This window comes from Rhodanobacter soli (genome assembly GCF_040548735.1).
GTDB lineage: Bacteria > Pseudomonadota > Gammaproteobacteria > Xanthomonadales > Rhodanobacteraceae > Rhodanobacter > Rhodanobacter soli_A.
In genome coordinates, this window is the sequence record NZ_JBEPSD010000001.1 from 216,751 (window position 1) to 229,267 (window position 12,517).

The window sequence follows — 12,517 nt, forward strand, 5'->3', positions numbered from 1 at the left end:
CAGCGAATGGATGTGAAAAGTGTTGACAAGCCGCCGGCAGATGCCTAAATTACGCGGCTCACGCAGCTCACCGAGCGACGTGACACCTGCCCAGGTGGCGGAATTGGTAGACGCACTAGCTTCAGGTGCTAGCGGGGGCAACTCCGTGGAGGTTCGAGTCCTCTCCTGGGCACCAATTGTAAACGAAGGCCGCCTCTCAAGGCGGCCTTCGTCTTTTCCGGGTTTGATTAAAGTCAGGAAGGCCACCCCTCAAGCCAACCTTCGTCTTTTCCGGGTTTGATTAAAGTCAGGAAGGCCACCCCTCAAGCCAACCTTCGTCTTTTCCGGGTTTGATTAAAGTCAGGAAGGCCGCCCTCAAGGCGGCCTTTATCAAGCGACCGCCGGCCCTTTCAGCTCGATCATGTTGCCCTGCGGGTCGTACAGATAGATCGACGGCCCTTCGCCCTTCGCGCCGTAGCGCATGCCCAGCTCGCCGACGCGCACGCCATGCGCCTTCAGGTGCGCCAGGATCGCCGCCTCGTCGTAATCCTCCACGCGCAGGCAAAGGTGGTCCATGTTGTGACCTTCCCTGCCCGGTGCGGCGCCGCCGTGGCGGCCCAGCTTGCCGTCGATGGATACCAGATCGATCAGCGAGGCGCCGGCGCGCAGCTGCACCAGGCCGATCTCGTCCTGCCGGCGTTCCTCGCGGCAGCCGAGCACCTCGCAGTAGAAGCGTTGCATGGCCGCGACGTCGATGGCGCGCAACACCACATGGTCGATTTCACCGATACGGATCATGGAAGCTCCGGCGGGTCAGGGAATGGGGTGTCCGAGCATAACGCGGGAGGTTTCTGAACCACACCCCGGCGGGCCGCAACACGCGCCGCCCGCCCTGTATAATCGCCGCGGTAAACGCATGGTGGGAGAAGCGGGCGGCCCTTGACCGGGCTCGTGCCGCTGCCGAAGACGCAACGCCCGTAATCGCTCAGGCTCCCATACCATCATGTGCGAACACTCTGGAGAGACCGGTTGAATCCGGCGCCGAAGGGGCACGAAGCGCAGGCACCACGCTTCCAAACTCTCAGGCAAAAGGACAGAGGGGCGCCCCGCGTGCGGCACGGCACGCGAGTCTTCGGATGCCCACTCATGAGCCACAACCCCACTCCTTCCCTGCGTGACCTCGAACACCACGGCGCGTTCATCGAACGCCACATCGGTCCGGACGATGCGGAGATCGCGCAGATGCTGCGCGTGATCGGCCACGATTCGCTGGAGTCGATGACCGACGCCATCGTTCCCGGCTCGATCAAGTCCGCCGCGCCGCTGGCGTTGCCGGAGGCGATCACCGAAGAGGAAGCGCTGGCCAAGATCCGCATGATCGCCGACCGCAACCAGGTGTTTCGCAGCTTCATCGGCCAGGGCTATTACGGCACCCTCACGCCGAACGTCATCCTGCGCAACATCCTGGAGAACCCGGCCTGGTACACCGCGTACACGCCGTACCAGGCGGAAATTTCGCAAGGCCGCATGGAGGCGCTGATCAACTTCCAGACGATGTGCGCCGACCTTACCGGGATGGAGATCGCCAACGCCTCGCTGCTGGACGAAGCCACCGCCGTGGCCGAGGCGATGACCCTGGCCAAGCGCTCGTGCAAGTCGAAGTCGAACGTGTTCTTCGTGTCGAACGGCGTGCACCCGCAAACGCTGGAAGTGGTGCGCACGCGCGCCGAGCCGCTGGGCATCGAGCTGGTGGTCGGTGCCGACGGCGATGCGGCCGGCACCGAGGCGTTCGGCGTGCTGCTGCAGTACCCGGACACCTTCGGCAGCATCAACGATTACCGGGCGATCGCCGACGCCGTGCACGCACGCGGCGGCCTGGTCGCGGTCGCCACCGACCTGCTCGCGCTGACCCTGATCGCCGCGCCCGGCGAATGGGGTGCGGACATCGTGGTGGGCAACTCGCAGCGCTTCGGCGTGCCGTTCGGCTTCGGCGGCCCGCACGCCGCCTTCATGGCCTGCCGCGATGCGTACAAACGCTCGATGCCGGGCCGCCTGATCGGCGTGTCGATCGACACCGAAGGCAAGGCGGCCTACCGCCTCACCCTGCAGACGCGCGAGCAGCACATCCGCCGCGAGAAGGCCACCTCCAACATCTGCACCGCGCAGGTGCTGCTGGCGGTGATGGCGAGCATGTACGCCGTCTACCATGGCCCGGAAGGCCTCACCCGCATCGCGCGCCGCACGCATCGCCTCGCCGTGATCCTGACCGTCGCGCTGCGTCGGGCCGGAGTGAAGGTGGGCGGCGATTTCTTCGATACGCTGCACGTCACCGGCATCGATGCCGCCACCGTCCACGCCAAGGCCCGCGCTGCCGGCGTGAACCTGCGCGAGCTGGACGCCAACAGCCTCGGCATCAGCCTGGACGAGACCACCACCCGTGCCGATGTCGTCGCACTGGCGGGCCTGTTCGGCGCCGAAGCCGACATCGACGCGCTCGACGCCGAAGTCCACGACGCGCTGCCACGCACGCTGCTGCGCCAGAGCGCCTTCCTCACCCACCCGGTGTTCAACACGCATCACAGCGAGCACGAACTGCTGCGCTACATGCGCGCGCTGGCCGACAAGGATCTGGCGATGGATCGCACGATGATCCCGCTGGGCAGCTGCACCATGAAGCTCAACGCCACCGCCGAGATGATCCCGGTGACCTGGCCGGAGTTCGGCAACATCCATCCGCTGGCGCCGGCGACGCAGACCGCCGGCTACAAGGAACTGATCGACGGCCTGGAAGCGATGCTGGTCGAGTGCACCGGCTACGACGCGGTGAGCCTGCAGCCGAACTCCGGCGCGCAGGGCGAGTACGCCGGCCTGCTGGCGATCCGCGCCTACCACCGCTCACGCGGCGAAGATCACCGCGACATCTGCCTGATCCCCGAGTCCGCCCACGGCACCAACCCGGCCTCTGCGCACCTGTGCGGCATGACCGTGGTGGTGACCAAGTGCGACGCCAACGGCAATGTCGACGTGGACGACATCCGCCGCGCCGCGGAGAAGTATTCCGACCGTCTCGCCGCGCTGATGATCACCTACCCGTCCACGCATGGCGTGTTCGAGGAAGACATCGTCGCGATCTGCGACATCGTCCACCAGCACGGCGGCCAGGTGTATACCGACGGCGCCAACATGAACGCGCTGGTCGGCGTGGCCAAGCCCGGCAAGTGGGGCTCGGACGTGTCGCACCTGAACCTGCACAAGACCTTCTGCATTCCGCACGGCGGCGGCGGCCCGGGCGTCGGCCCATGCGCGGTGAAGTCGCACCTGGAACCCTTCCTGCCGAGGAAGTTCGGTGAGGAAAGCCCGGTTGGCATGGTGTCAGCCGCCAGCTTCGGCAGCGCCAGCATCCTGCCGATCAGCTGGATGTACATCACGATGATGGGCCAGCAGGGCCTGCGCAAGGCGACCCAGGTCGCCCTGCTCAACGCGAACTACATCGCCAAACGCCTGGAGCCGCACTATCCGACCCTCTATACCGGCCGCAACGGCCTGGTCGCGCACGAGTGCATCCTCGACCTGCGTCCGCTCAAGGACGCCACCGGCATCGGTGCCGAAGACGTGGCGAAGCGGCTGATCGACTTCGGCTTCCACGCGCCGACGCTGAGCTTCCCGGTGTCCGGCACCTTGATGGTCGAACCGACCGAGAGCGAATCGCGGGCCGAACTGGACCGCTTCATCGATGCGATGATCCAGATCCGCGACGAGATCCGCGCGGTCGAGGAAGGCAAGCTGGACCGCGAGGACAACCCGCTGAAGAACGCCCCGCACACCGCCACCATGGTCAGCGCCAGCGAGTGGACCCACGCCTACCCGCGCGAACTGGCCGCCTTCCCGCTGGCCAGCCTGAAGCTGCAGAAGTACTGGCCGCCGGTGGCCCGCGTCGACAACGTCTACGGCGACAAGAACATCATGTGCGCCTGCATCCCGGTGGATGCGTACAAGGAAGAAGCCGAGGCGTAAACCGCTTCGCCGATTCGTACAGAACAGCAAAAGGCCCCGCATGCGGGGCCTTTTTTTCATCCGGCCACGATACGGTTCCGGCCCTGCTGCTTGGCCTGGTACAGGCGCTTGTCCACCGCGTCGATGAACGGCCGCAGTTCGTCGTCGTGGCCGGAAATCAAGGTGCCCGCACCGATGCTGATCGTCAGCATGGGGCCGATCGGGGAGGGTTCGTGCGGGATCTGCTCGGCCAGGATCAAGCTGCGGCAGCGTTCGGCCAACTTGCCTGCGGCGGCCTCGTCGGTTTCCGGCAGCACCAGCACGAACTCCTCGCCGCCGAAGCGGGCCAGCAGGTCGCGTGCGCGCGTCGCGGCCGAATTCAGGATGCGCGCCACGTGCTTCAAGCAGGCGTCGCCTTCCAGGTGGCCGTAGCGGTCGTTGTACTGCTTGAAATAGTCGATATCCATCATGAGCATCGACAGCGGCTGCCGGTTGCGCCGCGCGTTGCTCCATTCGAGCTCGATGATCGCGTCGAAGCGCCGCCGGTTGGCGACGCCGGTCAGGCCGTCACGGAAGGAAAGCTCCTCCATCTCCTTCTGCAGGCTGATCAGCTGCTGCTCGGTGCGCTTGCGCTCGCTGATGTCGAACATGAAGCCGACCAGCGAGTCGACCGTGCCGTCGGGGTTGCGCACCACGTGCACCACGTCGCGGATCCACACGTAGCGGCCGTCGCGGGTCAGCGCGCGGTAGTCGGCCTCATGATCCACCCCCGCCTGCGACTGCGCCACGCAGAAATCCACCACCCACTCGCGGTCCGCCGGATGCATGCGGCTGGCCCAGTCGCCCACGCTCTCCCAGCTCGACGGCGCCCAACCCAGCAGCGCCTCGATCTGCGGCCCGATATAGGCGAACTGCTTGCTGTCCCAGTCGATCTTCCACGGGATCGCCTTGGTCGACTCCAGCAGCGTCTTGTAGACGGCGCTGCCGGGCGCCATCCGATTGTCGATATCCACCATCTTGCCGCCCCCCGGATGTTTCTGTCTGCGCAGCGCAGGCCATGGCCTGCGCAAAATATATCAGGCCACATGCCAGGCCCCATCCCGCGCGCAAACTCCACAGCACCGAGCGCCCTCCGCCGGACAGCCCGTGTGCCGGCTCAGTCGCCGTTCTTGGCCAGCCAGGCGTCGATCGCCGGCAGCCGTTCGTTGCGGATCATCATGCGGTACTTGATGTTCGCGACCGCGGCGTCGGCGGCCCGGCGCGAGCCGGCGGCAATGTAAGCGTCGGCGTAGGCCTTGATCTTGCCGATCATCGCCGGGTCGAACGAGGCGCCACCCAGGCGCGGGTAGTAGCGGCTGCGGGACGTCGAGTCGACCAGCGTGTCCACCTTGGCGCGATGCGCCAGCGCGAAGTCGAACGCCATCTCGGGGTGCTGGTAGGCAGCGATACCGATCATGCCGGCGCTGTTGGTCGCCCCCGGCTCGTCGGTGACGGCCAGATCCAGCGCGCGCCGGGCCAGCGCGTCATCGTCGGCATAGGACAGCAGCGAGTACAGCTGGTCCTTGATCAGCGGCGTCTTCTCCGCCTTCGCCATCGCATGCAACCGGTCCCAGGTGGCGGCGTCGGCGTGCCTGGCCACGATCGCGAAGATGGTCTTGCGCAACGCCGCGGGCACGGCCTTCGGGTCATGCTCCTGTGCCGCGAAGCGGCGGCGCGCCTCGTTGATGACGCCGGTGTCGCCCAGGTTGCCCAGCGCGCCGATCAACTGCGTGCGCAGGATCGCCACCGGGTCGCTCTCGCCCGGCTTCGCTTCCCAGCCGATGCGTGCGAACACCGGCGCCAGCCGCTTCACCGCGAACGCGCGGAAGCGCGCCTGGCGTGCGGTATCGCCGCGGTAGTAGTTGTCCAGGCCGCCGAGGGTGTCGGCGATCTCGCCCCAGATCTGCGGGTCGGCATCGGCCGGGGCGACCTGGACCAGGTCCAGGTAGGTGGATGCATTCTGCAGGCCCGCCATGCCCAGCGCCCAGGTGTCGCTCATCAGGCCGAGCTGGTCGATCGGTGCGAGCTTGGCGAACGCGCCCTTGATCGCGGCGAACTGGGCCGGCGTGTACAGCGTGCGGTAGTAGCCGCTCTGCCCCGCATTCACGATCACCGGGGCGCAGCCCGGCACCGTCAGGGTGGCCTTGCCGTCGGTCACCAGGGTGCTCGCCGGCGCGCCGCCGATGCCCTGCGCGATCACCGGCACGTGCCAGCTCAACGGCTTCTTGTGCGGGCGGTCCTTGGTGAACTCGCCCTGGCTCAGTTTCAGCGTGGTCCGGCCGCCGCTGCATGCGGCGGCGTCCACACGGATCAGCGGGATGCCCGGCTGCAGGGTGAAGTCGTGCGCGATCGCGGTGATCGGCTTGCCCGCCACCGCCTGCACCTCGCGCCACAGGTCGTCGGACTGGGTGTTGCCGTAGGCGTGCGCCTTGATGTAGTTGCGCACGCCGGCGCGCCAGGTGTCGGCGCCCACGTAGCCTTCCAGCATGCGGATCACCGCCTCGCCCTTGGAATAGGTGATCGAGTCGAACGCCTGGCTGGCCTGTTCCACCGTCTCCACGTGCTGCACCACCGGATGCGTGGTCACCGCCGCGTCCTGCGACATCGCCGACTCGCGCGTGCCCACTGCATCCAGCGCGGTATTCCATTCCGGGTGCAGCTTCTCGGTGGTGCGCGCGGCCATCCACGAGGCGAAGCCCTCGTTCAGCCACAGGTCGTCCCACCAGCGCATCGTCACTAGGTCGCCAAACCACTGGTGCGCCATCTCGTGCGCGGCGGTGTTGAAGACCGCCTGCTTGTCGGCCTGGGTCGAAATGGTGGGGTTCAGCAGCAGCGCGTATTCGAAGGTATAGATCGCGCCCCAGTTCTCCATCGCCGAGAAGAACTGGCTGCGCCCCGGCGAGGCGATGTTGTCCAGTTTCGGCAGCGGGTACGGCACGCCGAAGTAGTCGTTGTATTCGCGCAGCACGGCCGAGGACGACTCCAGCGCGAAGCCGGCCTGCGATGCCAGCCCCTTCTGCGTGATCACGCCGATCTCGGTGCCGTCGGTCATGGTGGTGGCGCGATCGAACTCGCCCAGGCCGAAGAACAGCAGGTAGGTGGACATCTTCGGCGATGGCTGGAAACGCACGCGGACCAGGCCGTTGCCGAGGTCGGTGGTCGACGCCGTCGGCATGTTGCTCACCGCCATCTCGCCCTTGGGCACGGTCACTTCGAGATCGAACGTGGCCTTGTACGCCGGCTCGTCCCATGACGGAATGAAGCGGCGCGCGTCGGAATTCTCGAACTGGGTGTAAAGCGCGCGCTGCTTGCCCGCCTTGGTGTCGTAGTCGATCGCGAACAGGCCGGTGGCCTGGGTGCCGATCCTGCCGGTGTAGCTCATCGCCAGCTTGTAGTTGCCCGGGGGCAGCGCGCGATCGAAGGTGAAGGTGGCGGTTTGCGCCTGCGCGTCCACCGACACCTTGGGATCGGCTATCACCATCCGCAGCCGTGTCGGCATGAGGTGCACCGAAGAGAACGCCATGTCGATCGCGTTCAGCGTGATGCTGGTGGTCGGCTGCAGCACATCGACAGTAATCGTGACCTTGCCGTCGAAACTCAGCTTGTCCGCATGCGGCACCACCGCCACGTCGTAGTGGCTGGGCACCACCGTGCGCGGCAACTGGGTGGTGGCGAGATCCGCGGTGGGCGCGGCAGCGGGCGTTTCGGCCATGGCCGTCATCGAAACACCGGCAAGCGCCAGGGCAATCGCGGAAACCAGCAACGTACTGCGCATTGAGAATTCTTCCATGTGGATCGTGGGGAGTGGGTTCGGCCAGCCATGGGCAGGACCGCCGGCCCTCCCCTGCACGATAGTGAAGCCCCGAGCCACCGCCGGACACGGCCGGAAGTCATGCCCGGGATCGCGCATGCCAGCCGGATGAACCGCGGTCGGTCGACGACAGGCAATCGCGCTATATTCCGTGGCACGCGCGGCCGCATCACCCAGGCCGTCGCGAGCCGCCAGAAGATTTCGCGGGAGGCACCGTGATCGAATGGATCGAATATGCCAAGATCGCCGGCGCCTTCCTCGGCGCCTGCGGCATCGCCACGCTGGCCAAGCTCTATCACGACAAGGTCGTGACCGGCAAAGACACCGAGCTGAAGATCAAGGAAGCCGAGATCACCCGCTTGGAGGCCGATCTGCTGAAGGTGCAATCGCGCGTCAAGAGCGCCGAGGAAGACAGCGTCCCCGGCCACCGCGACTTGATCCGGCTGCGCGCGCAACTCACCGAAATGATCGAGAGCCTGGCCGGCACCCTGCGTGCGCAGGCCGCGTCGCTCTATATCCCGGTGTTCAATGCCGGCGACGAAAAGACCGCATCGCCGCGCAGCTTCGCCTTTGTCGCCGCCTGGAACATGGATCCCGGCGCCACTGCCGCCATCCTCAAGATGAAACTGGTCGAGAGCTGGACCATCGTCGGCGAATGCTGGGACAAGGCCGCCTTGATCGGCAGCAACAACCTGCAGGCCAACGTCCGCCACGTCGCTTCATACGACAAGCAGTCCGGCTTCGTGCCGATGCACACGCTGGTGTCGCCGGTGCGCTGGCAGGGCCGGCAGATCGGCATCGTGCAGGTCTTCAACAAGACCCTGCCGGGCAACGCCTACGGCCTCGACGAGCATGGTTTCCAGAGCAACGACCGCAGGCAACTGCTCGAAACCCTGCAGGAAACCAGCGACGCCGGCATGGCGGGCACGCTGCATTATTTCCAGTCCAACCCCGAGACCATGCGTGTGCTCGGGCTGCAGGACGAACTGAACCTCGAGAACGCGGTGATCATGTATGTAGACCTTACCCAATCGTCGGCATTGTTCGATGAGCTGCCGCTGATTGACGCGGCGCGCCTGATCAACCGCTTCAGCCAGAACATCTACAAGCGGATCGGCCCGTTTTCCGGCATCGTCGAAAAATTCAATGGCGACGGAACGCTGATCCGCTTTCATTACGTCGGCTTTGACAGCCATGTGCCGATGAGCAACCCGGTGTTGCGGGCGATCTGCGCCGCCGCCGAGCTGCTCGGTGGGTTCAAGGCGTTCAAGGCCCAGCGCTGGCAAGGCCTGGCGGCCGACGTCGCCGAGGCGGTGAAGCTGCGCATCACCATCGCGCTGGGCCCGGTGGTATCGACCAATATGGGACCGCAACAATTCCAGACGCCTACGGCGATGGGCCAGTGCGTCAACCGTTCGGCCAAGATGGTCACCTTTGCACCGCGCGACCGCGACGTGATGCTGGTCGACGACAACATGGGCAAAGCGCTGAAGCAGATCGACGAGCATTACGTCGCCGCGCTGACCGCCTTCGATAGCTGGTCGTCCGATACCGCCCGGCAATCGCCCAGCCTCGCCGGCCATCGGTATTTCGAGGTGACGCCCGAGCTGTTCCGGCTCGCCGCCATGGAATTCCACCAGCCCCCGTACGCGCAAGCGCCGTAGCCGTCCCGCGATGGACAGACCCCGTCGCGCAATACCACTGCATCTTCACTCCCCACGACCCCGCCAGCGTTATGCTGCGGCAGTCAACCGAGGGGTACCGCCATGAGCGATTACGCACCCGTCACCGTTGCCCAACGATCCGCTTTCGCGCCGCCGCCCAGGGCCGTCCGGCTGCAGCGCAAATGCAGCTGCGGCACGCACAGCCACGGTGAAGCCGAATGCAGCGCGTGCGCAAGGAAACAACGCCAGTTCGCCACCGGACCCGTCCACGATGCACTCGAACGGGAAGCCGACCGCGTCGCCGACCGGGTGATGAGCGGCCCCACGTCTGCCCGCGGCATCGCGGCGCCGGCCATCCAGCGGTACGCCAGCGGCCATGCCGCCAGCACAGAAGTCCCCGACAGCGTCGGCCACGCCCTCGCCGGCGCGGGGGCCCCACTGCCGGCGGACGTGCGCCAACCCATGGAGGAACGCTTCGGCCACGACTTCTCCACCGTCCGCGTGCATACCGACGCAATGGCGCGGCAATCCGCGCGTGACGTCGATGCGCAGGCCTATACCGTCGGCCACAACGTGGTGTTCGCCGCCGGGCGCTACGCTCCGCACACGCGCGAAGGTCGCCACCTGCTGGCGCACGAACTGACCCACGTCGTGCAGCAGGCGCAGGGCACCCGCTTGCAGCGCAAGGACGACAAGTCCAAACCGGCAGACAAGGACACGGCCGCGCCGGCGAACTTCAAGGGCTGCAACGACGACCGCAAGAAACTGGTCGAGTCGGCGATCAAGCGCGCAAGCGAACTCGCCGCACGCGCACTGGTCGCACTGAACCGCGAATTCCCGATGAGCTGGGAAGGCACCGCCATGAACAAACACTTCGGAAGCCTGTCATCGAGCGACCTGGACATCGTCAAGGACCGCTTCAAGCGTGCCCAGGGCGAAGCGGCCTCGAAAATCTATACCTGCGCCCCGAAGGACGTGAAGGCATCGGAGGGCGGCCAGATCCTCGACCCCTGCGCCGAAGCCGAATGCCCCGGCAGCAAGATCACCGTCTATCCGCAATTCGGCTCGGAAACCTGCAAGGACGCCGGCGCCATCCTGCTGCATGAAGTCATCCACAACCTCGGCGGCTGCGGCGACACCGACGTCAAGGACAAGAGCTACCCCACCCTGCACCCCGAGGACAACGCCTACTCCTACGAGCATTACGCCGTCGACGTAGCCGCCGGGCCGAAGGCGCCCGATACGCTGAAGAAGCGCGATCCCAAGGCGCCGAAAGCCACGCTTTGACGGCACCGCCGCTGCACCGGGACTTACGCCTCCGGTTCCGGCTGCATCTTCGCCAGCACCTCTTCCAGATCGGCGATCACCGTTTCCAGCGCCTCGTGCAGTTGTCCCTGGCGATCCATCAGGTCGGCGAGCTTCTCCGCCTGCTTGAGTTTGGACAATTCGCCGTCGAACAGCAGCCATGCCGCCGTCAGCGCTTCCACGTTGTTCTTCGAGTAATGCCGCATCTCCTTGAGCTGCGCCACCGTATCGACGATGTAGTCGGCCGGCGTCTTCGCATTTTCATCGGACATGGGACGGTTCCTCCAGGCGGGATGTGGCGGCCATTCGATGGCTTTCGGCGATGCCGGCTGTCGGCAGGATGCAACCCGACATATCGGGCCGTTTGCCCTGACGGTAGCGGCGCCGATGCGAAGTGCGAGTCAACGTCCTGCTCAGGACTCGTTGTCCGGCAGCAGGGACGGCGTCTGACGACACGCCGCGCCTAGCGCCAGCCGGCATCGCGCGCTGCGCGCTCCTGCTGTGCATCGAAGACATTGCCGCGCAAACGCGCGTCGACCGCGGCCTGCACCGCGGGCGGCAAGGCACTCGCTGCCTGGCGCAGTTCGCCGCCGCCTTCCGGCGGGGTCACCGCACTGAGCACGGGCAGCGCCCAGCCTGCACTTTCATGGCAGGCAAGGCCGGCTCGCGCCGGCGGGGCGCGCAACACGAAGGTGCGGCAGATGCGCCCGTCGGTACTGCGGAAACTCAAACCGATGGCGACCGGGGCATTCGCCTTCGGTTCGCTCGCCAGTGCCTGATCGAGCGCATGAGTCAAGGCACCCGCGGCGAATGACTGGCCGCCCTGCATGCGTATCAGATCGCCACCGGGCTGCCACCACCACAAGGCCACGGCGAGCAGCGCCACCGACGCGGCCAGCGCAGCGCCCGGCACAAACCAGCGACGGGTCGCGCGGCGGCGGGTCGTACCCTTGCCATGCCCGGCCGCCGGCATGACGAGCGGCGAGGTCGGTGTCGCTGCCTGCGCCGGTCGCGGCTGCAGCAAAGCGGACAAACGCGCCGGCACCGGCTCATCGAGCACCGGATCGAACGCGGCGCGCAGCCGCGCGCGCACGGCGCGCGCCTGCTGCACGCGGTGGGCGAGCACGGCGTCGTGCGCCAGCGCGGCCTCGACCCGTGCGGCACTCGGCGCGTCGAGTTCGCCGTCCACGTAAGCCTGCAAGATGTCGTCGTCGATCGGATTCATGTGTCTTTCCCAAGATGGGCCTGCAAGGTGGCGCGGGCGCGGGCCAGGCGGCTGGTGACGGTGCCCACCGGCACCTCCAGCAGCTCGGCGGCCTCGCCGTACGACATGCCCTCGACCAGCACCAGGGCCACCACTTCGCGATGGTCCGGCGGCAACGCCGCCAGCGCCATCGCCAATTCCAGCTGCTGCGCGGGCTGTGCGCTGGCACGGTCGGCAGCCATCTCACCAGCCTCCTCGGGCGCGAACAAATGCTGCGACCGGCCGCGTGCACGCAACTCGTCCCGCCAGGCGTTGCGCGCGATCGCGAACACCCACTTGTCCAGCGCGGCATCCGGCCGCCACTGCGCGGCACGGGCCAACGCGCGTTCCAGCACGATCTGCACCAGATCGTCGGCGTCGGCGACCTGCCCTGCCAGCGCCCGCGCCAGACGGCGCAGGCGCGGCAACAGCGGGATCAGTCCTTCGCGCACGGCGTCGCTCGAATTCACGCATCACCTTCCA

9 protein-coding genes, 1 tRNA gene and 2 riboswitches are annotated in these 12,517 nt (G+C 66.7%); of the genes, 4 read left to right on the forward strand and 6 right to left on the reverse strand.

Features of this window, described 5'->3' with window-relative positions:
- Positions 1 to 88 precede the first annotated feature (88 nt).
- Positions 89 to 175: transfer RNA gene (locus ABIE04_RS01045), tRNA-Leu, on the forward strand.
- Positions 176 to 369: 194 nt separating this feature from the next.
- Here the strand turns inward: ABIE04_RS01045 and ABIE04_RS01050 are convergent.
- Complete coding sequence (locus ABIE04_RS01050; protein ID WP_354546742.1) at positions 370 to 777, reverse strand: VOC family protein; 408 nt, start codon at positions 775 to 777, stop codon at positions 370 to 372.
- A gap of 112 nt (positions 778 to 889) precedes the next feature.
- Positions 890 to 990, forward strand: a riboswitch (glycine riboswitch).
- A 1-nt stretch (position 991) separates the two neighbouring features.
- Positions 992 to 1,080, forward strand: a riboswitch (glycine riboswitch).
- Positions 1,081 to 1,125: 45 nt separating this feature from the next.
- Between ABIE04_RS01050 and gcvP the strand changes: the two genes are divergently transcribed.
- Positions 1,126 to 3,993, forward strand: a complete 2,868-nt coding sequence (gcvP, locus tag ABIE04_RS01055) for an aminomethyl-transferring glycine dehydrogenase (RefSeq protein ID WP_354546743.1) — start codon at positions 1,126 to 1,128, stop codon at positions 3,991 to 3,993.
- 56 nt (positions 3,994 to 4,049) lie between these two features.
- Here the strand turns inward: gcvP and ABIE04_RS01060 are convergent, their stop codons facing one another.
- Positions 4,050 to 4,988 (reverse strand): GGDEF domain-containing protein, encoded by a 939-nt coding sequence (locus tag ABIE04_RS01060; protein WP_354546744.1) that lies wholly within the window; start codon positions 4,986 to 4,988, stop codon positions 4,050 to 4,052.
- Between the two features lie 140 nt (positions 4,989 to 5,128).
- A complete protein-coding gene (locus tag ABIE04_RS01065) occupies positions 5,129 to 7,786 on the reverse strand; it encodes a M1 family metallopeptidase (RefSeq protein ID WP_354549738.1) in 2,658 nt (885 codons plus the stop codon).
- A gap of 251 nt (positions 7,787 to 8,037) precedes the next feature.
- On the opposite strand from ABIE04_RS01065, the gene ABIE04_RS01070 reads away from it, so the two are divergent.
- Entirely contained in the window at positions 8,038 to 9,486 is a 1,449-nt protein-coding gene (locus ABIE04_RS01070) for an adenylate/guanylate cyclase domain-containing protein (RefSeq protein ID WP_354546745.1), read from the forward strand.
- Between the two features lie 102 nt (positions 9,487 to 9,588).
- The gene (locus ABIE04_RS01075) at positions 9,589 to 10,773 is read left to right on the forward strand and encodes an eCIS core domain-containing protein (RefSeq protein ID WP_354546746.1); all 1,185 of its coding nucleotides are present in this window, start codon (positions 9,589 to 9,591) and stop codon (positions 10,771 to 10,773) included.
- Positions 10,774 to 10,796: 23 nt separating this feature from the next.
- Here ABIE04_RS01075 and ABIE04_RS01080 read toward each other — a convergent pair whose 3' ends face one another.
- The 3 genes from ABIE04_RS01080 to ABIE04_RS01090 all read right to left on the reverse strand — a co-directional run bounded on the left by ABIE04_RS01080 (position 10,797) and on the right by ABIE04_RS01090 (position 12,504).
- Positions 10,797 to 11,063: a hypothetical protein gene (locus ABIE04_RS01080; RefSeq protein WP_354546747.1), complete on the reverse strand. Its 267-nt coding sequence runs from the start codon at positions 11,061 to 11,063 to the stop codon at positions 10,797 to 10,799.
- Positions 11,064 to 11,254: 191 nt separating this feature from the next.
- Positions 11,255 to 12,016 (reverse strand): anti-sigma factor family protein, encoded by a 762-nt coding sequence (locus ABIE04_RS01085; RefSeq protein WP_354546748.1) that lies wholly within the window; start codon positions 12,014 to 12,016, stop codon positions 11,255 to 11,257.
- Positions 12,013 to 12,504: an RNA polymerase sigma factor gene (locus tag ABIE04_RS01090; protein WP_214554567.1), complete on the reverse strand. Its 492-nt coding sequence runs from the start codon at positions 12,502 to 12,504 to the stop codon at positions 12,013 to 12,015. Before ABIE04_RS01090 ends, ABIE04_RS01085 begins: the two co-directional genes overlap by 4 nt.
- Positions 12,505 to 12,517 lie beyond the last annotated feature (13 nt).